Genomic DNA, 19663 nt, shown 5'->3' with positions numbered 1-19663 from the left:
CGCGCAATGTCGCTCACCCGAATGGGTGATATGGCAAGATAAATTGACATTGAGCAAAACCAGAAATTGAATCCCGGAATTGTCGCCTCAGACGGCTTCGCGCAACTGTTCGGCGGTCTGCAAATCAACAGACACCAGTTGCGACACGCCCTGCTCCGCCATGGTGACGCCAAAGAGGCGGTTCATGCGCGCCATGGTGATGGGATTGTGAGTGATGATGACGAAGCGGGTTTCGGTGGAGGCCACCATTTCATCCATCAGGTTGCAGTAGCGCTCGACATTGTGGTCATCGAGCGGCGCGTCCACCTCGTCCAGCACGCAGATCGGCGCGGGATTGGTGAGGAAGACGGCGAATATCAGCGCCATGGCCGTCAGTGCCTGCTCGCCGCCGGAAAGCAATGTCATGGTCTGCGGCTTCTTGCCCGGTGGGCGGGCGAGGATTTCGAGACCGGCTTCCAGCGGGTCGTCGGATTCGATCAGTTGCAATTCCGCCGTGCCGCCGCCGAAGAGATGGGTGAACAGCCGCTGGAACTGCGAATTGACCACATCGAAGGCGGCAATCAGCCGCTCGCGGCCCTCGCGGTTGAGGTTCTGGATACCGGCACGCAGCTTGCGCACGGCGTCGATGATATCGTCCCGCTCCTTGATGAGCGCCTCAAGCTTGGCGGAAAGCTCGGCCTGCTCCTCCTCGGCGCGCAGATTGACGGCGCCAAGCCTTTCGCGCTCGATCTTCAGCCGGTCCAGATCGCGCTCGACATCACGAATATCGGGCTTTGGCTGGTCCGGGCCAAGGCCGGTCAGGCGAAACGCCATATGCGGCTCGGTATTCAGCGTCTCACGGATGCGATGTTCCGCCTCCTGCCGTTTCTCGCGGGCGGAAACCAGCCGCTCTTCGGCGCGGCCGCGCTTTTCGCGGGCTTCGGCGAGTTCGGAAAGCGCCGTTGCCGCCAGCCGGTCGGCGGCGCGTTGCAGGTTTTCCGCCTCGGCCAGCCGGTCGGCGGCCGCGCGACGGGCGTCTTCGGTCTTCTGCAATTCGTTGAGGAGGTTGCGGCGTTTTTCGTCAAATTCCTCGGGCGCAATGTCCAGCTCGGCGATTTCCTCGCGCGCCTCTTCCTCACGTTCGCGCAGCGTGGCGATATGATCGGCGGCACTTGCCGCCCGCGATTGCCAGGTGGAACGCTCCTGCCCGATTGCCTGAATTCTGCGCTGGCGGCTTTCCGCCTCGCGGCTCACGCCTTCATGGCGGGCGCGCGCTTCCGCCAGCACGCCACGATCGGTCGCGACTTCCAGCTGGCTTTCACGCAGCTTCAGATCAAGCACGGAAAGATCAGGCGCATCTTCCATCTCGATACGGGCATTTTCTTCCTGAACGGCGATCTCGTCGATCTGCGCGCCGATCTGGTTCAGTGCTTCGGAGACGATATCCCGGCGGCGCAAAAGATCGCCCGAGGCCCGTTCGGCCGACGTCAGCGCCTCGCGTGCCTCGGCAAGCTGACGGGTCGCAAGCCGGCTCCGGTCTCGCACGTCCGAAAGCCGCAATTCGCTGCTTCTGATCTCCTCGCTTTTCGCGGCAAGCTGGTCTTCGGCCTCTTCCAGAATGGAGCGGGCTTCATCCAGTTCGGTTTCGATTTCGGCGAGGCGGTTCTTCTGCGACAGGCGAAGTGCCGCAGCGCCCGGCGCATCAGCGCTGGCGACATGGCCGTCCCAGCGGAACAGCGCGCCTTCACGCGTCACCAGCCGCTGGCCGGCCTTCAGCGACGGCAACAGCCGCCGGGCCTCCGTGACGTCTGCAACGACGCCGATCTGGGCGAGAGCACGCCTAAGCGCATCCGGCGCCTGAGCATAATCCAGAAGCGGTTTGGCGCCCTGCGGTAAGGCAGGATCATCAGAACCGTCGCCATTACCGGCCCAATAGGCAGGTGCTTTGGCATCGAGCGGACTTTCGAGATCGTCGCCAAGCGCCGCGCCCAGTGCCGCCTCATAACCGCGCTCAACCGTCATTTCTTCCGCCACCGGCGTGAAGCTGCCATTCGCGGCGGCGCTTGAAGCGAGGATTTTGGTGATGGTACGCGCTTCCGTATCCAACGCGTTCAGGCGGTTTCGCGCCGTTTCCAGTGGCCCGCGCGCCATGGCTTCGGCGGAACGCGCCTCAGCAACGGCAGCCTCGGCCTCTTCCACGACGATCAGCGCATCTTCCACGGCAATCTCGGCTGCCTCAACCGCTTCGCGCCGTTCCGCGGGGTCCGGAAGGCCGGAGAGTTTTTCGTCGATGGCCTCGATCTCGGCCGTTGCTTCCTGCGATTGCCGTTCGAGCCTCACCTTGCGGTCGGAAAGATCGCGGATCGCCCGCTCCAATTGCTGCCGGACGGCGGCGGCTTGCGCGCGCTCGGCGGTGATGGCGGTGAAGATGGCTTCGCTTTCCGCCAGCTTGACGGACGCAGCTTCGAAGGCTTCGCGCATTTCGTCGGCATGGCGGCCGGAATCGGACAGGATTTCGAGGAGCTCGGCTTCTTCCTCGTCGAGCCGCGCGAGTATCTGGGCATTGTCGGAGACCAGCCGCTCCTCGCGGATAATATCCTCGCCAAGCTGCGACAGACGGCGCGCCAGCTCGTCACGACGACGGAGCAGGCGGTTGGCCTCGTCGTCCAGCTGGGTGCGGGCGATTTGCAGGCGTTGCAGGGCGGCGGCGACTTTTGCCTCGTCCTCGCGCAGCTCCGGCAGTTTCAGGCTGGCGATGCCCTGCTGCTTTGCCGCTTCCATCTGGGTTTGCGCCTTTTCGGCGACGATGTTCGTTGCCTGATTGAGCGCGCTTTCCGCCTCGCCTTCGGCTTCCTTCGCTTCCACCCAGCGAATGTGCAACAGCGTCGCCTCGCGGGCGCGGATATCGGCGGAGAGCATCTTGAAACGGTTGGCTTGGCGCGCCTGGCGTTTCAGGCTTTCGATCTGGCTCTCCAGCTGGGCGGTGACGTCTTCCAGCCGCTCCAGATTGGTCTCGGCGGCGCGCAGGCGAAGCTCGGCCTCATGGCGGCGCGAATGCAGGCCGGAAATGCCGGCCGCCTCTTCCAGCAGCTGGCGGCGGGCCTGCGGCTTGGCGTTGATGAGTTCGCCGATGCGCCCCTGCCCCACCATGGAAGGAGAGCGTGCGCCGGTGGAGGCATCGGCGAAAAGAAGCTGCACATCCTTGGCACGCGCTTCCTTGCCGTTGATGCGGTAGACGGAGCCGTTTTCGCGCTCGATGCGGCGCGTCACCTGAATTTCATCGGCATCGTTGAAGGCGGCAGGCGCGGTGCGGTCGGAATTGTCGAGATAAAGGCCAACTTCGGCGGTGTTGCGGGCCGGGCGATTGCCGGAACCGGAGAAGATGACGTCATCCATGCCGGAGGCGCGCATGTTCTTGTAGGAGTTCTCGCCCATCACCCAGCGCAGTGCTTCGACAAGATTGGACTTGCCACAGCCATTGGGGCCGACAACGCCGGTGAGGCCCGGTTCGATGATGAATTCCGAGGGCTCGACGAAGGACTTGAAACCGACGAGGCGGAGCTTGTTAAACTTCATGCCGTCCCGCTCCGGACAGAAAAACGGCAATAAAAAACGGGCGTGCGGAAATATCCGCCGCCCGTTTTCTGAAGGCTTCGGTGATCAGAGCAGCTTGTCGATGACAGCCGACATGGTTTCAACCGACATGTCTCCTGCGTATTTCTTGCCGTTGATGATGAAAGTCGGCGTGGAGTTGACGCCGAATTCCGTCGCACCGCGTTGCATGGTTGCGTTCACATCATCCAGAAGTTTCTGGTTCGTCAAGCAGGCCTCGAAAGACTCCTGTGAGAAACCGGCCATTTTCGACATTTGCAGCAGGGCGGCGCGCGCATCCTGCGCAACGGCCCAGCTCTGCTGCTGCTTGAACAGCATGGAAACGAAGGGGAAATACTGACCTTCCGGTGCGCAGCGCGCCAACATGAACGCGGCAGCGGCGCGCGGATCGAACGGGAATTCGCGCAGCACGAAATAGACCTTGCCGGTGTCGATATACTTCTTCTTGATTTCTTCGAAGGTCTTGTTGTGGAAATTGGCGCAGTGCGGGCAGGTCATCGACATATATTCGACGATCTTGACGGGTGCGTTGGCATCGCCGAGCGCTGCTTCCGGCAGCGGGCCGGGCTTCATTACCGCAGCCATATCCACATCACCGGTGGACTCAGGCAGTTCCTGAGCCTCGGCGATGCCAGGCGTAAAGGCAAACGGCAGGGCCGTGGCAATGGCGGCAAGAGCAACGCCGCCGAGAAGGCTGCGACGGAAAATGGTCAGTTCGGGAAAATGCATGAAAGCACCTGTTGGTAATAGACTCTATTGTCCGTTGATTCCGATATAGCGACGGCCTGTTCATCACAAGCGGGGTTCTGAACTCTTCTTGTCAAAGAATTGTGACCAGTCAAGGACGGCACCTTGCATCAAATCGTCCTGCGCCCCGGCTTCTTCTGCAACACCGCCGTACCCAGCCTCTCCACCGCCTTGCGCAGCGCCTCGCTTTCAATGCCGTCCATCATGTCATCGAGACGTTTTGCCGCATCGCCGCGCAGGGGCTGCGGTTTGCGCCGGCGGGTGATGGTTTGCGAGACGGGCTTCTGTACGATCCTGATCTGGCGCACGGCCGGGAAGCCGAAAAAGCCGTTGATGCGAGCAATGAGTTCGCCCTGCGCGTGGGTGAGAAATAGCGCGCGCGCGCCTTCGCAGGCGATCGTCAGCACGCCGGGCTGATATCCGCCACGGTCCGGGCCTTCGTCGCGGCGCGGCCAGGTGATCTTTTCCGGGCGGGTGCAATCGGCAAAATCGTCCCCGGCGATCTCGTCCCAGGAGCCGAGCAGCGCCGTGTTGATGCCGGCGCGTTTCGACAGGACCGGGTCCATGATGCCATTGGCGACTTCGGCGATCTGCACGACGCCCTTCTTCTTGCCGGCACCACTCTGGGGATAACGCATGTTTCACTCGCGATTTTGGAGAGGGCGATCCACATTTTCTTGATCGCCCGCTACGGATGTCCCAACTATAGGCCAAATCGAACAGAAACGGCAAACCATGCTTCAAAAAACCGCCTCGTCGTCTTATGCGCAGATGCTGCTCGCATGGTACGACCGGCACCATCGCGAATTGCCATGGCGCACTTCCCCGGCCATGGCGGCGAAGGGAAAACGCGCCGATCCCTATCACGTCTGGCTCTCCGAAGTGATGCTGCAGCAGACGACGGTGCAGGCCGTAAAACCTTATTTCCTGAAGTTCCTCGCCGCGTGGCCGAGCGTCACGGATCTCGCTGCGGCGCCGGTCGAGGACGTCATGGCGGCCTGGGCAGGCCTTGGTTATTACGCTCGCGCCCGCAATCTCAAGAAATGTGCGGAAGCCGTGGCGAATGAGCATGGTGGCGTCTTTCCGGACACGGAAGAGGGTTTGAAGCAACTGCCCGGCATCGGTGATTATACCTCGGCTGCCGTCGCTGCCATCGCTTTTAACCGGCAGGCCGCTGTCATGGACGGCAATGTCGAACGGGTTATTTCACGTCTCTTCGCCATCGATGCGCCACTGCCCAGCTCCAAGCCGGCGATGAAAGCTAAGGTAGCAGAGCTGACCCCTGCCGACAGGCCCGGGGATTTCGCCCAGGCAATGATGGACCTTGGCGCAACGATCTGCACGCCGAAACGGCCGGCCTGCGCGCTCTGTCCGTTCAATGGCGTCTGTCTGGCGCTTGCGGAGGATGAGCCGGAGCGTTTTCCGGTGAAAGCCGCGAAGAAAGCAAAACCGGTGCGGCTCGGGGCTGCCTTTGTGGCCGTCAATGCAGAAGGTGAAATCCTGCTGCGGCGGCGCGTCGAAAGCGGCCTTCTCGGCGGAATGACCGAGGTGCCGACAACGGCTTGGACCGCCCGCCTGGATGGCGGCACGGACCAAAGTCACGCGCCCTTTGTCGCCGACTGGCAGGCGACGGGCGTGATCGCGCATGTGTTCACCCATTTTGAGCTGAGGCTCAACGTCTACCGCGCTCAGGTTCCGGGCGGCCTCCAAACCGGCCCGGATGACGGATGGTGGGAGCCGGTTACAAATCTTGACGCGCAGGCGCTGCCAACGGTGATGAAAAAAGTCATCGCGCAGGCTATTCCATCCGCATTCAATGAAAGCAGGAAATTTCGATGACCAAGATTGAGCATATTGTATTCGACATCGGCAAGGTGCTGATCCATTACGATCCGCATATTCCCTATAGCCGTCTCATTCCCGATGCCGATGAGCGCCAATGGTTCTTCGAGAATGTCTGCACCCATGACTGGAACCTCGAGCAGGATCGTGGCCGCCGCTGGGAGGATGCTGAAGCTTTGCTGGTGGAGAAGTTCCCGGAACGGGAAGAGCATATCCGCTCCTTCCGCAAGTTCTGGCACGAGATGGTCTCGCATTCCTATGACGACAGCGTCGCGATCATGACGGGCCTTATCGAGAGCGGCCACGACGTGACGATGCTCACCAACTTCGCCTCCGACACTTTTCGTGAGGCGCAAAAGATGTTCCCCTTCCTCATCCTGCCGCGCGGCGTCACCGTTTCCGGTGACATCAAGCTGATCAAACCGGATGTGGCGATTTATGAGCTTCATGCGCGCGATTTCGGGCTCAATCCCGCCGCAACTCTGTTCATCGATGATACGGCGATCAATGTCGAAGGCGCAAAGGCCGCCGGCTGGCAGGCGGTGCAGTTCACCGGCGCGGAGAAGCTGAAGCAGGATCTGCAGGCATTTGGGGTGGCGGTTTAGGTTCCGCCCTTAAGTCACCTCGTGGCATGGATTAAGGCTCATTGCCCCAGTCCTCGTGCCCATGGCGGACGCGGACGATGAGGACGTCGTCGTCCGCCTCAACGCGATAGACCACCAGATGTGCTCTGAACGGATGAATGCGCACCGACGGCGACAACTCGTTACGCTCGCGTGCGATCCTCGGATTCCGTGATATCAAGTCGAATATTGCGAAAAGTTCGCGATGGTACTTTCGCGCTTGCTGAGGTCCAAATAGGTCGATGCCTTCTTGCGCTATGCGGATGACGTCTTCTTCCGCAGGCAGAGAAAGGCGAAATCCCATGATCAGCCAATTTTACGTTTCATGGAGCGGGCTTCGGCCTCAGCAAACAAGGCATCTTCAGAACGATGACCGGAGGGAGCCTGCAATCCTTCGTCCACCAGGCCCTGCATGGCAGCGATCTTTTCGCTCCGCTCCTGATCCTTTCGGATGAGATCTCGGACATAGTCGCTGGCATTGGAGTAACGGCCCGTTTTAGACTGCGCTTCGACCCATTCCTTCATCTGGCCGGGCAGCGAAATATTCATGGTCACCATCTTCATCTCCTATGAAGACAGAGTGCAGATTTTGGCAAGGTTTGTCAAAAAGATCGGGAAAAGAAATTGGCGCAGGCGGAAATGGCGGTCTCCGGCCTGCGCCAGTCCTGCCGCAAGCGGCATTGGACGCAATGTTTTTGTGAGTTGTCCAGACCGGATTTTCACAACCACTGCTTTGATTAAGACAGTAGTTGTCGTCTCTTGCGCGAAACTTGTCTATCTAAAATTTTGTATTCGAAAATACCAACGCCCGACACGATGTGCCGGGCGTTGGTCGTTCTCCATCCGGGACTGAAGGTACTAAACCGGACGGAGACGTATTCTGGACAAGGGCGGGCGGTGGATCGTTGCCTTCAAGCCTTTTCGGCTTGGACTATTCGGCCTTTGCCAGTTCACTGCGGATGATGGCTCGGAGATCATCGATCGGCTTCAGGTCGTCGCCGTCTTCGAAGTGCCAGAACGTCCATCCGTTGCATGCGTCGAGACCCTGCACCTTCGCGCCGAGGCGATGGATGGAGCCGGCGGTTCCGGCGGATGCGAGCGTACCATCCGCACGAATAATGGCGCTATAACGGCGCTTTGCATCCGTCAGCACCTGGCCGGGACGGACGAGGCCACTTTCCAGCAGGGTGTTGAAGGCGACGCGCGGCTCGGCCTTCTTGCCGGTCATGACCGTCAGTTCCGCCTTGCCGAGCGGTTCGACGGCGGCGATGCGGGCGGCGGCGGCATCGATATAATCCTGCTCGCGCTCAATGCCGACGAAGTGGCGGCCGAGGCGTTTTGCCACCGCACCCGTGGTGCCGGAGCCGAAGAACGGGTCGAGCACGACATCACCCGGTTTGGTGGAAGCCATGATGATGCGGGCAAGCAGCGCTTCCGGCTTCTGGGTGGGGTGCACCTTCTTGCCGTCCTCACCCTTCAGCCGCTCATGGCCGCTGCAGATAGGGAACAGCCAGTCGGAGCGCATCTGCACGTCGTCATTGGAGGCCTTCAACGCATCGTAGTTGAAGGTATAGTTCTTGGCTTTCGGATCGCGGCTCGCCCAGATCATGGTTTCATGGGCGTTCTGGAACCGGCGGCCCTTGAAATTGGGCATGGGGTTTGTCTTGCGCCAGACGATATCGTTGAGGATCCAGAAATCGAGGTTCTGGAGCGTGGCGCCGACGCGGAAGATATTGTGATAGGAACCGATGACCCAGATGGTGCCGTTCGGCTTCAGCACGCGGCGGCAGGCGAGCAGCCAGGCGCGGGTGAAGGCATCATAGGCCTCGAAGGAGGCGAACTGGTCCCATTCGTCGTCGACGGCATCAACGAGCGACTGATCGGGCCGGTGCAGCGTGCCGCCAAGCTGGAGGTTATACGGCGGATCGGCGAAAATCGCGTCCACCGACTGGCTCGGGAGGGCATCCAAGGCAGCGACGCAATCACCCTTAATGATGCTGTCTTTCCAGGCGTCACTCTCACCTGCACGATCAAAACCGGCATGCCGAAAATCGGCCAGCGGAAAAACTGCTGCCATTGGTACTCGCTCCATACGCTTACTCTCTACTGAGGCTTATGGTTACCGAAGATGGTTATCAAAGCCTGAACAAGTCACGGAAAATGCGAAATAAATGGCTCTCGCGGCGCACTGGCGCAATTTGCGGAGACCGGCGGGGAACCCGAAGTCCGGCGAAAACGTTGTGCACAATGGGTTCTCCTGTGCCCGCATATTCGCGCGGCAGGAAGAGCCATTATGGCAGGGGGTAGTCCGCAATGGGGTCCGTGATGAAAATGGCGTCTTTTTCCATGAATGTCGTTTGGGCCGCACTTTTCGCGGTCGCGCTGGCAACGCCCTCGCAGGCCCAGCAACCGAACCCGCAATATAACGTCATCACCGATGCGGTTTTGTTTGATGGCGGCCCCTCCCTCGGCAACAGTGACAGGGTGCGCTGGGATTTCTACAAGGCCGACCGCACGGGCGTGCGCACCGACGAGAATGCCGGCGGTTCCTATGACGCCACCTTCGAGGCGAAGCTGCCAGCGGGCAGATATGTGGGCGTGGCGGCGCTGGGCAATGTGACCCGCGAAATAGCGTTCGAGGTGAAGGACGGAAGCGTTGCAAGGCCCAAGGTAAATTTCGATGCGGCCGAACTGACTGTCGTGCCAAAACGCAGCCCCGGCGGCGATGTGGAGACACAGGCGAAAACTGAAATCACCAAGGATGATTTCAAAGACAGCGTCTATGGCCAGGATACCGTCTTCGTGCCGGCGGGCGAAGTGCTTCTCACCGGCAGCGTCGGCCCGGCGCGGGCGCAGGAGAAGCTCACCATGAAGGCCGGCGACAAGATCAGCCACGAACTTGTCATTCCGAGCGGCGTGGTGATCGCCAAGGCCGTGTATGCGGAAGGCGGCAGGGCGGTGGAAACGGATGATATCCGCTTCGAAGCGATGTCGGCCAAGGAAACCCTTGACGGCACGCGGGAGACCATCAACGGCATTTACGGAACCGGCAAGATGATGGAAATGCCGGCCGGTAATTTCGTCATGCGCGCACGCCTCGGCAAGGTGACAGTGGAGCAGCCGTTCACCGTGACCGCCGGAAAACGCACGGAAATAACCATCAATCTCGATGCGGGCGTACTCGCAATTACCGCCCCCGGCGCGGAACGGATCGACATTGTCGAAACGACCAGGGACCTTCAGGGCACGCAGAAGGAGATTTCCGGTCGCTATGGCACGCAGCATCAGGAAACGCTTCATCCCGGCGATTATTCGGTGAAGGTAAGTTACGACAAGAAGTCGGGCCGCGATCCGAAGGAGATCAAGGCGACGGTCAAGGCTGCCGAGAGAACCGAGACGCGTGTGCCGGAGTAGGCCTTGGCCGCAGCCCTGCTTGAGGCTCCGGCTGTTCGCCGATTTTCACGCCAGCAAAGCCTGAAGCGGCAATGCGGTCGCACAGCCTGTTCCACTGGCAGCCTCGACAGGCCTGCCTGATATCTCCCCCTGCAAATGCCAGACGCATCTTGGCAAGGAAGTCCGGCGTCGCCTGCAACCGCTTGCCGGCAGCCAGCGTCTCGCCCAAAAGCACTGACACCGAAACGCGGGCCGTCTCATCCCGCTTCACAACCCCTTCGTTGAAACAGTGGGCATGGCTTTCACACAACAGGCCCTCGCAGATGTCGTCGGGGCCATCCACCAGCTCGATATCCTCTTCCCCGGCATTCAGGCGGTCGGCGACACGGTCGTAATTTTCGACGAAGCCGGATGTGTATCCCTTGCCCACATAGGTGAGCATGCAGAGAAGGTGGTGGGGCCGGAGGCGGACGGTCAAGGGCCTATCCGACAATGGCGAAGGCGTCGCGCACCGAGCCGGACGAGGTGCGGATCGCCTTGCGGCCGATCCATTGCACATGCCCGTCAAGGATGCGCACCGCCTCTTCGGCGCGGCCGCCGCGCAGCGCGTCGATGATCGCCCGGTGATCGGTATCGGTGCGGCGCTCCCAGCCGGCCCGCCAGGCGGAGAACAGGAAACGGGCGCTTGCCGCATGCAGGCCATCGATCGCTTCCATCAGGCGCGGCATGTTGCAGGGCGCGGTAATGAGGCGGTGGAAGCGGCGATTGGCCTCCTCCCAATGCTCGACATCAACGGCGCTGTCGCCTTCGAGCGTGGCTGCCTCCGCCTGATCGAGAATGGCTGACGTCATGTTGGGAATGGCGTGGCGCAAAGCCAGAACCTCAAGAGCGGCACGCATTTCCGCCACCTCGCGCACATCATCGAGACCGAAATCCGCGACCCTGACACCCCGGCGCGGAATGCTGGCGGCAAGTCCCTGCGCTTCCAGCCGGCGGAATGCCTCGCGCACCGGCACATGCGAGGCGCCGAATTCGGCGGCGATGTGATCCTGCCGCAGCCTTTCGCCCGGCGACAGCTCACCGCGAACGATGCGGTCGGCAAGCGTGCGGCTGATGCGGGCGGCAATGGTATCTTCAGGCGAATTTTTTGCTGTCTTGGGCATAACATCCCATAGCGCATATGGCGCGACCGTGTGTAGAGGTTTTTGCAGCAAGCCAGAGCAGACTGTTATCACACGCGGCTCCCTTGCCCGCGGCCTTCAAGCTATGAGCCTGACGGGACTGTCCTTTGCTGGCGAGCCGGTTGAGCTTGGCGCAGACATGGTCTAAAAGCCCGGCATCATTTTCTTCCAGCCAAATCCGATACAGGGAGCGCCCATGAGCGGCTTCGACCTTATTATTTTCGACTGCGACGGCGTTCTGGTCGATTCCGAAATCATCGCGGCACAGGTGGAATCCCGCCTTCTGACCGAAGCCGGTTATCCGATCTCGGTCGAGGAAATGGGGGAGCGTTTCGCCGGCATGACCTGGAAGAACATCCTCCTGCAGGTGGAAAGCGAAGCCAGCATTCCGCTCTCAGCCTCGCTGCTCGACAAATCGGAAAAACTGCTCGACATGCGGCTGGAACGCGACGTGAAGATCATCGAGGGCGTGAAGTTCGCCCTGTCCCGCCTGACGACGCCCCGCTGCATCTGCTCGAACTCTTCGAGCCACCGCCTCGACATGATGCTGACGAAGGTGGGCCTGAAACCCTATTTCGCGCCGCATATCTATTCCGCCAAGGATCTCGGCGCTGATCGCGTGAAGCCGAAGCCCGACATCTTCCTGCACGGCGCGGCGCAATTCGGCGTTTCCCCCGATCGCGTGGTCGTGGTCGAAGATTCCGTGCACGGCATCCATGGCGCAAGGGCCGCTGGCATGCGCGTCATCGGCTTTACCGGCGCGTCCCACACCTATCCCAGCCACGCCGACCGGCTGACGGATGCGGGTGCCGAAACGGTGATCTCCCGCATGCAGGACCTGCCGGCCGTGATTGCGGCAATGGCAGAGTGGGAAGGCGCTTTTTAAGTTGTGGCCTTGTCACAAACGCCACTTCGTTATGCTCGGCCTGTCCCGAGCATCTGCAACGCTTTGATTTTACGATACATGCTTGGATCCTCGGGACAGGCCCGAGGATGGCGTCGCGTGTGAGGAATGGTTTTCCCCGCAATCAGCACCGAAGCCTGCCGAGCAGCCTCCGGCTTTTACATTTTGCCCGTCAAATCACCGGCGCTTCGTCTTGGCCTTCGCGCCCTGCTCTGCAAAGCCGATATAAACGCTGACAGACCTCGGCGCGCCGCCCGGTCCGTTGGGAATGCCGACGTGGTCGTTGTTGAAGATGAACTGCGTGCCGGCCCCGCCTGCGGGAACATCGATGGCGAAATTGGTCGTTTCACCGAAAATCTCGCCGTCGCCATCCTTCACCGTCACCCGGATCGGCACGGTGACTCGGCCGGGCTTGGCCATCGGGCCGGGAACGAGGCGGCCCTGGGCCAGCACGTTGACGGTGAGCGTCGATTCATTGGCGGTGCAGGAGCGCGTCGTATCGGACAGCGAGACCTGATAGGCGAGTTTCTGCGGATCGTCCTTGGCGCCGCCGGCATAGACGCGATGAACGGCATTGGCGTCGAGAACCGTCACGGCCGGGCAATTGGCCTGAACCACGGCAGCCGTTGGCGCGGCCTGCGCCGCCGGCGGGTTGACGGCAAGCGAGTCCGACGGGTTGGAGGAATTGCATCCTGCAACAACGACGAGAAGCGACATCGCGGCGGACAAACGCAAGAAATTCCCTGACACTCTTCTAATTCCCTCTCCATTGTCCCGGAACAGAACCGGAGACGCTGTTTATTGACCTTTCACCCAGGTTGGCGATGGTCTATAGCAGCGACGCCGGAAAAAATCGATTGGCATGTTCGGTTTTGCTTGAATTTTCAAAAAAGCGCTTCATGACCTCGCCAATCGCCTCATTTCGGTGAGACGCTGCGGAAAAGACGCCGATCACATCGGCAACGGATAAGGGACTATCTCGTGGAATATGTATCGACCAGGGGTGCGGCCCCTTCGCTTGGTTTTTGCGACGCGCTTCTGGCAGGCCTTGGCCGCGATGGCGGGCTTTACGTGCCGCGCAAATGGCCGTCCATGTCGAAAAAGGAAATCCGCAACCTGCGCGGCAAGTCCTACCAGGATGTCGCCTTCGAGGTTCTCTACCGTTTCACCGGCGGCGAAATTCCGGCCGACAAGTTCAAGGCGATGATCGACGACGCCTATTCGACCTTCCGCCACCCGGCCGTCGTTCCGCTGACACAGACCGGTCCGAACACCTTCGTGCTGGAGCTGTTCCACGGCACCACGCTCGCCTTCAAGGATGTGGCGATGCAGCTCCTCGCCCGTCTGATGGACTATACGCTGACGGAACGCGGCGAGCGCGCCACCATTGTCGGCGCCACATCCGGCGATACGGGCGGGGCGGCGATCGACGCCTTTGCCGGACGCGAGCGTACTGATATCTTCATCCTTTTCCCGAACGGCAAGGTCTCTCCGGTGCAGCAGCGCCAGATGACGACCTCCACCGCTTCCAACGTGCATGCGCTGGCGATCAACGGCAATTTCGACGATTGCCAGACGCTGGTGAAGGAGATGTTCAACGACGTGAAGTTCCGCGACGGCGTGAAGCTTTCCGGCGTCAACTCCATCAACTGGGCGCGCATCATGGCGCAGGTGGTCTATTATTTCACCGCGTCGCTTTCGCTCGGCGGCCCGGACCGGAAGGTGTCCTTCACCGTTCCGACAGGCAATTTCGGCGATATTTTCGCCGGTTACGTCGCCAAGAAGATGGGCCTGCCGATCGACAAGCTGGTCATCGCGACCAATGACAACGACATTCTGGCGCGCACGCTGAAGACCGGCCGTTACGAGATGCGCGGCGTCAAGCCCACCACCTCGCCCTCGATGGATATCCAGATTTCGTCCAACTTCGAGCGACTGCTGTTCGAAGCCTACGACCGCGATTCCGCTGCCGTTAAGTCATCGATGGATGGCCTCAAGCAATCGGGCGCGTTTGAAATTCCGGAAAAGGCGCTGAAGTTCATCAAGAAGGATTTCCGCGCCGGACGCGCCACCGAAAAGCAGGTGGCGGCGACCATTCGCGACACGCTTGAAAAGACCGGCTACCTGATCGACCCGCACACGGCAACAGGTGTTTTCGTGGCGGAAAAGCACGAAAAGCCCGCAACCCCGATGGTGGTTCTGTCGACCGCCCATCCGGCAAAATTCCCGGCGGCTGTAAAATCCGCTTGCGCAATCGACCCGGCGCTTCCAGTATGGCTCGCTGACATCATGAACCGGGAGGAGCGTTTCGACATTCTGGATGCGGAGCTCAAAGCCGTGGAAAGCTTCATCGGCAAACATGCACGCGCCGGCAAATAGAGACGCGGAAAGACGTTGAGTATGAGAGTAAATTTGACCCGGCTTTCGTCCGGGTTGACCGTTGTCACGGAAAGAATGCCACATCTCGAAAGCGTCGCTCTTGGGGTGTGGATCAAATCCGGCTCCCGCAACGAGACGACTGCCGAACATGGCATCGCCCATCTTCTCGAACATATGGCGTTCAAGGGCACGGCGCGCCGCACCGCCCGTCAGATCGCCGAAGAGATCGAAAATGTCGGCGGCGAAGTCAACGCCGCGACGTCGACGGAAACAACCTCCTACTACGCCCGCGTCCTCAAGGATCACGTTCCGCTCGCGGTCGATATCCTTGCCGACATCCTGACGGAATCGCTCTTCGATGAAGACGAGTTGGAGCGCGAAAAGAACGTCATCCTGCAGGAGATCGGTGCCGCCACCGATACGCCCGACGACGTGATCTTCGACAATTTCTCCGGTGTCGCCTATCGCGACCAGACGATCGGCCGGCCGATCCTGGGCACGCCCGAGACCGTGCAATCCTTCACGACAGGCCAGATCAGGCATTATCTCGCCCGCAATTATACGACGGACCGCATCTTCGTCGTTGCGGCCGGCGCGGTCGATCACGAGAGCTTCGTCAAGCAGGTGGAAGAGCGTTTCGCCTCGCTGCCGCAGCTGCCCGTGGCGACACCTGTGCTTGAAAAGGCTGTCTATACCGGCGGAGAAATCCGAGAGACCCGCGACCTGATGGATGCGCAGGTGCTTCTCGGCTTCGAGGGCAAGGCCTATCATGCCCGCGATTTCTATTGTTCGCAGATTCTCGCCAATATTCTCGGCGGCGGCATGTCTTCCCGCCTGTTCCAGGAAGTGCGTGAATATCGCGGCCTGTGTTATTCCGTCTATGCGTTCCACTGGGGTTTTTCCGATACCGGCATCTTCGGCGTGCATGCGGCCACCGGCGGCAACGACCTGCCTGAACTGGTTCCCGTCATTCTGGAGGAGCTGCGCAAGTCCTCGCAGACCATCCACCAGGAGGAAATCGACCGGGCCCGTGCGCAGATCCGCGCGCAACTGCTGATGGGCCAGGAAAGCCCGGCTGCCCGCGCCGGCCAGATCGCCCGCCAGATGATGCTTTACGGCCGACCCATTCCGAATGAAGAGATGATGGAGCGGCTGGGCGACATCACCCGCACGCGCCTGACCGATCTTGCAGGACGGCTGTTTTTCGATACAGTTCCGACATTGTCTGCAATTGGCCCGCTCGAACATCTGCCGCCTCTTTCCGACATCACGGCCGCGCTGTCCGCGCAGCAGCCCGCAAGGATAAAGGCGAACGGATAAACCGATATGAGAGCGGGATTTGAAGGTGAAGACCGCTCATCTTTTTCGCCATCCCATTCGCGGATGGCGATATCTGCCTCACAGGGATCGTGAATGCTGCGTTTTCTTTCCCGACATAATGACACACCAGAATTGCGCAGCGCCAATCACCTTCTCAGACTGCCGCGCTACAGCGATTTCAAGCAGTGGCACGTGCTGCGATCCGAGAGCCGGCAGTTTCTACAGCCGTGGGAACCGACCTGGCGGCCGGACGAACTGACGGAGGGCGCCTTCCGCATGCGCGTGGTGCGTAACGGACAGGAATTTTCTTCCGGCACCGCCGTTTCCTTCCTGCTGTTCGAAAAAGAGACGCTTCTGGTCGGCGGCATCACCATCGGCTATATCCGCCGCGGGGCGGCGCAGAGCTGCATGATCGGATACTGGATCGGTGAACGGCATGCTGCCCAAGGCCATATGTCTGCCGCATTAAAATTGGTAATACCCTACATCTTCAACGGACTTCAGTTGCACCGTATCGAGGCAGCCTGTATTCCGGAAAACTTCAAAAGCATCCGGCTCCTCGAAAATGCCGGGTTCCAGCGGGAAGGTCTCTTGCGGGAATATCTGAAAATCAATGGCCAATGGCGGGATCATATGATGTTTTCCCTTCTTGCCGACAAGCAAAGCTCCGGCGGAACGAAGTACGATACATGACCTACAATCACACTGCGCCTTGCCTCACGAAACGTCTGGCGGCAATCGCGCTGGCTGCGCCGTTTTTTCTGCTTTTCCTGCTTTTTGCCTCCCATTCCTTCGCCTTCGAGCCGGTCAAGATCTCCCGTGACGACACGGCGCTCGATCTCACCGCCACCACGGATATCTATGCCAATCAGGGCGAAGCCTTTCAGGTTTCCACCGCGCCGGGTCCTGACGGCATCCGCCGGCGCATCGAGGTGCGCGCCAGTTCCGACGATCACCAGGGCGACTGGGCCGTGTTCGCGCTTGCCAATGTCTCCGAAGAGCAGCTGGAGCGCGTGATCGTCGCGCCGCATTTCCGTCTCGTCAATTCCAAGCTGTTCTGGCCGGATCTCGGCTCGCAACGCATCATGGCGATAACGCCCAGCGAAGGCTTTGCGCTCGACAGGCAGCCAAGCCCGGACGCCGACGTCTTCCGCATCACGCTCAATCCCGGCTCCGTCATCACCTTCGTCGCCGAGCTTTCCACGCCGCAGCTGCCGCAGCTTTATCTGTGGGAACCGGAAGCCTACAAGGATACGATCAACGCCTTCACGCTCTATCGCGGCATCGTGCTCGGCATTGCCGGCCTGCTTGCCGTGCTCCTGACCATTCTCTTCGTGGTCAAGGGAACCTCGGTCCTGCCCGCGTCTGCCGCCCTCGCCTGGGCCGTGCTTGCCTATATATGCGTTGATTTCGGCTTCCTCGAAAAGCTCATCACCGTCACCTCAAGCGATCAGCGAATATGGAGGGCGGGCGCGGAAGTGGCGCTCGCCTCCAGCTTCGTCGTCTTTCTCTTCACCTATCTCAACCTGAACCGATGGCACGCACATCTGGGTTATGCGACCTTTGCCTGGGTGGTGGGGCTGGCACTGCTGTTTGGCGTGGCAATCTACGATCCTTCGGTTGCATCGGGTATAGCGCGTGTTTCCTTCGCGCTGACGGCGACGGCGGGCATCGCGCTCATCATCTATCTCGGTTTCAACAAATACGACCGGGCGATCCTGCTCGTCCCATCCTGGGCCTTGATCCTCGTCTGGCTGTTCGGCAGCTGGTTGACGGTGACGGGACAGCTTGACAACGACATCGTGCAGCCTGCGCTTGGCGGCGGGCTGGTGCTGATCGTTTTGCTGATCGGTTTCACGGTCATACAGCACGCCTTTGCCGGCAGCGCCTATCAGCAGGGGTTGTTCTCCGATCTGGAGCGGCAATCGCTGGCGCTGACGGGCAGCGGCGATACGGTCTGGGACTGGGACGTGACGCGTGACCGTATCGTCACGACGCCTGATATTTCCAACCGCCTGGGGCTGGAGCCCGGAACCATGCATGGCGCCGCGCGCAACTGGCTGCCGCGCCTGCACCCTGATGACCGCGACCGGTTCAAGGCCACGCTCGACGTGCTGCTCGACCATCGCAAGGGCCGGCTGAACCACGAATTCCGTATTCGCGCCGAGGATGGCCATTTCCACTGGCTGCAAATCCGTGCGCGTCCCGTTCTTGGCTCCAACGGCGAAATCATCCGCTGCGTCGGCACCATCACCGATATTACAGAGCAGAGAAATTCGGTCGAGCGGCTGCTGCAGGACGCGATGAACGACAATCTGACCGGGCTTCCGAACCGGCAGGTCTTCCTCGACCGCCTGCAATCGATCCTCAACCTCTCGCCGGACAGCGAGGGCGTGCGGCCAACCGTGATGGCGATCGATATCGACCGTTACAAGCTGGTCAATGACACGCTCGGCATTGCTGCCGGCGACAATATTTTGATTGCCCTCACCCGGCGCCTGCGTCGCCTGCTCAAACCGCAGGACACGCTGGCTCGTCTCGGCGGCGACGAATTCGGCCTGATCCTGACCTCGGAGCGCGATCCGCAGCGTGTGGCGGATTTCGCCGATGCGGTGAACAAGGCGATCATGGTGCCGATCAATTTCGCCAATCGCGAAATCATTCTCACCGCTTCTATCGGCCTCGTCTCGTGGATCGACCAACAGGAAAGTGCGGCAGGTCTGCTCAGCGATGCGGAATTGGCCATGTATCGCGCCAAGCGCGCCGGCGGCAATCGTGTCGAGCCTTTCCGTCCCGCCTTCCGCACCTCGGGCACCGACCGGCTGCAGATGGAAAGTGACCTTCGCCGCGCTATCGAGCGCAAGGAGCTGTCGCTTGCCTATCAGCCGATCGTCAAGCTCGATGATGGGGAACTTGCCGGTTTCGAGGCGCTGATGCGTTGGGAGCACCCGAAGCGTGGCAATATCCCGCCAAGCGAGTTCATTCCGATTGCCGAAGCCTCCGGCCTGATCGAGCCGCTCGGCATGTTCGCGCTGGAACGGGCAGCGACCGACCTGATGGACTGGCAACATGCCATCGACAAGATGCCGATCTTCATCTCCGTCAATATTTCCAGTGCCCAACTGCTGAACAACGAACTCTATAACGACGTTCGTGGCATGCTCACCCGCACGCGCTGCAACCCGCAGCAGCTGAAGCTGGAACTGACGGAATCCGTCGTCATGGAAAATCCGGAACAGGCGCGGCTTGTGCTTTCCAAGCTCAAGGAAACCGGCCTTAGCCTCGCAATGGACGATTTCGGCACGGGCTATTCATCGCTCGCCTATCTCACCCGTTTCCCCTTCGATACGATCAAGCTCGACAAGGCGCTTGTGGCCAATACCAGCGACAAGCGTAACGTGCTTCTGCGCTCGGTCATTGCCATGGCGCGGGCGCTCGACATGCAGGTGGTGGCGGAAGGCATCGAAACGCCTGAGGATGCGGCCGAACTGGCCCGCATGAACTGCCATTTCGGCCAGAGCTTCCTGTTTGGCACGCCGGTTTCCGGCGATGCGGCGCTAAAGCTTCTTCGGGAGCGGTTCCAGCCGACGAAGCGGGCTTCGTAAGCGAAGTATTGAAACGCGAGGTATCTACCCCCGTCAGCCGACGCGCGTCGGCGCGGCGGGAAAAGCCCTTTCAAACCA

17 protein-coding genes are annotated in these 19663 nt (G+C 60.6%); 8 read left to right on the top strand and 9 right to left on the bottom strand.

From position 1 onward, the window contains the following. Nucleotides 1-87 precede the first annotated feature (87 nt). The 3 genes from HQN82_RS02150 to HQN82_RS02140 all read right to left on the bottom strand — a co-directional run bounded on the left by HQN82_RS02150 (nt 88) and on the right by HQN82_RS02140 (nt 4976). The gene (locus HQN82_RS02150; protein WP_173614488.1) at nt 88-3555 is read right to left on the bottom strand and encodes a chromosome segregation SMC family protein; all 3468 of its coding nucleotides are present in this window, start codon (nt 3553-3555) and stop codon (nt 88-90) included. A gap of 84 nt (nt 3556-3639) precedes the next feature. Then, a complete protein-coding gene (locus tag HQN82_RS02145) occupies nt 3640-4320 on the bottom strand; it encodes a DsbA family protein (protein ID WP_173614487.1) in 681 nt (226 codons plus the stop codon). A gap of 128 nt (nt 4321-4448) precedes the next feature. After that, nucleotides 4449-4976, bottom strand: a complete 528-nt coding sequence (locus HQN82_RS02140; RefSeq protein ID WP_006699987.1) for a DUF721 domain-containing protein — start codon at nt 4974-4976, stop codon at nt 4449-4451. Between the two features lie 97 nt (nt 4977-5073). Here HQN82_RS02140 and mutY point away from each other — a divergent pair, with 97 nt between their 5' ends. Together mutY and HQN82_RS02130 are read left to right on the top strand one after the other, a co-directional pair. Further along, nucleotides 5074-6177 (top strand): A/G-specific adenine glycosylase, encoded by a 1104-nt coding sequence (gene mutY / locus HQN82_RS02135; protein WP_112766510.1) that lies wholly within the window; start codon nt 5074-5076, stop codon nt 6175-6177. Continuing rightward, entirely contained in the window at nt 6174-6785 is a 612-nt protein-coding gene (locus HQN82_RS02130) for an HAD family hydrolase (protein ID WP_112766511.1), read from the top strand. Before mutY ends, HQN82_RS02130 begins: the two co-directional genes overlap by 4 nt. A 31-nt stretch (nt 6786-6816) precedes the next feature. On the opposite strand, the gene HQN82_RS02125 is transcribed toward HQN82_RS02130, so the two are convergent. The 3 genes from HQN82_RS02125 to HQN82_RS02115 form a co-directional block, all read right to left on the bottom strand. Further along, complete coding sequence (locus HQN82_RS02125; RefSeq protein ID WP_004440407.1) at nt 6817-7107, bottom strand: type II toxin-antitoxin system RelE/ParE family toxin; 291 nt, start codon at nt 7105-7107, stop codon at nt 6817-6819. Nucleotides 7108-7109: 2 nt separating this feature from the next. Beyond that, on the bottom strand, nt 7110-7361 hold the full coding sequence (locus tag HQN82_RS02120) for a type II toxin-antitoxin system ParD family antitoxin (RefSeq protein ID WP_107341193.1): 252 nt from the start codon (nt 7359-7361) through the stop codon (nt 7110-7112). A 373-nt stretch (nt 7362-7734) separates the two neighbouring features. Beyond that, complete coding sequence (locus HQN82_RS02115) at nt 7735-8880, bottom strand: site-specific DNA-methyltransferase (protein ID WP_004440405.1); 1146 nt, start codon at nt 8878-8880, stop codon at nt 7735-7737. Nucleotides 8881-9116: 236 nt separating this feature from the next. On the opposite strand from HQN82_RS02115, the gene HQN82_RS02110 reads away from it, so the two are divergent. Continuing rightward, entirely contained in the window at nt 9117-10217 is a 1101-nt protein-coding gene (locus tag HQN82_RS02110; RefSeq protein WP_045532570.1) for a hypothetical protein, read from the top strand. Here the strand turns inward: HQN82_RS02110 and HQN82_RS02105 are convergent. Both HQN82_RS02105 and HQN82_RS02100 read right to left on the bottom strand, forming a co-directional pair. After that, a complete protein-coding gene (locus tag HQN82_RS02105; RefSeq protein WP_112766665.1) occupies nt 10177-10638 on the bottom strand; it encodes a DUF1284 domain-containing protein in 462 nt (153 codons plus the stop codon). The genes HQN82_RS02110 and HQN82_RS02105 overlap by 41 nt on opposite strands. Before the next feature lie 40 nt (nt 10639-10678). After that, complete coding sequence (locus HQN82_RS02100) at nt 10679-11359, bottom strand: GntR family transcriptional regulator (protein ID WP_004440402.1); 681 nt, start codon at nt 11357-11359, stop codon at nt 10679-10681. A 214-nt stretch (nt 11360-11573) separates the two neighbouring features. Between HQN82_RS02100 and HQN82_RS02095 the strand changes: the two genes are divergently transcribed. Further along, nucleotides 11574-12263: an HAD family hydrolase gene (locus tag HQN82_RS02095; protein ID WP_003520496.1), complete on the top strand. Its 690-nt coding sequence runs from the start codon at nt 11574-11576 to the stop codon at nt 12261-12263. A gap of 195 nt (nt 12264-12458) precedes the next feature. On the opposite strand, the gene HQN82_RS02090 is transcribed toward HQN82_RS02095, so the two are convergent. After that, nucleotides 12459-12998 carry a PilZ domain-containing protein gene (locus HQN82_RS02090; RefSeq protein ID WP_173614987.1) on the bottom strand — a complete coding sequence of 180 codons (540 nt, stop codon included), beginning with the start codon at nt 12996-12998 and terminating at the stop codon, nt 12459-12461. Between the two features lie 264 nt (nt 12999-13262). On the opposite strand from HQN82_RS02090, the gene thrC reads away from it, so the two are divergent. The 4 genes from thrC (at nt 13263) to HQN82_RS02070 (ending at nt 19585) form a co-directional block, all read left to right on the top strand. After that, on the top strand, nt 13263-14660 hold the full coding sequence (thrC, locus tag HQN82_RS02085; RefSeq protein WP_004440397.1) for a threonine synthase: 1398 nt from the start codon (nt 13263-13265) through the stop codon (nt 14658-14660). A 21-nt stretch (nt 14661-14681) separates the two neighbouring features. Further along, nucleotides 14682-15980 (top strand): M16 family metallopeptidase, encoded by a 1299-nt coding sequence (locus tag HQN82_RS02080; protein WP_004440396.1) that lies wholly within the window; start codon nt 14682-14684, stop codon nt 15978-15980. Nucleotides 15981-16073: 93 nt separating this feature from the next. Continuing rightward, nucleotides 16074-16673 (top strand): GNAT family N-acetyltransferase, encoded by a 600-nt coding sequence (locus HQN82_RS02075; protein ID WP_004440394.1) that lies wholly within the window; start codon nt 16074-16076, stop codon nt 16671-16673. Then, a complete protein-coding gene (locus HQN82_RS02070) occupies nt 16670-19585 on the top strand; it encodes a sensor domain-containing phosphodiesterase (RefSeq protein ID WP_004440393.1) in 2916 nt (971 codons plus the stop codon). The genes HQN82_RS02075 and HQN82_RS02070 overlap by 4 nt, the downstream gene beginning before the upstream one ends. The last annotated feature ends 78 nt before the right edge of the window (nt 19586-19663 follow it).

It is taken from the genome of Agrobacterium pusense (genome assembly GCF_013285525.1).
In the GTDB taxonomy this organism is placed as follows: domain Bacteria; phylum Pseudomonadota; class Alphaproteobacteria; order Rhizobiales; family Rhizobiaceae; genus Agrobacterium; species Agrobacterium pusense.
This window is presented reverse-complemented; position numbering and strand designations above follow the sequence as displayed.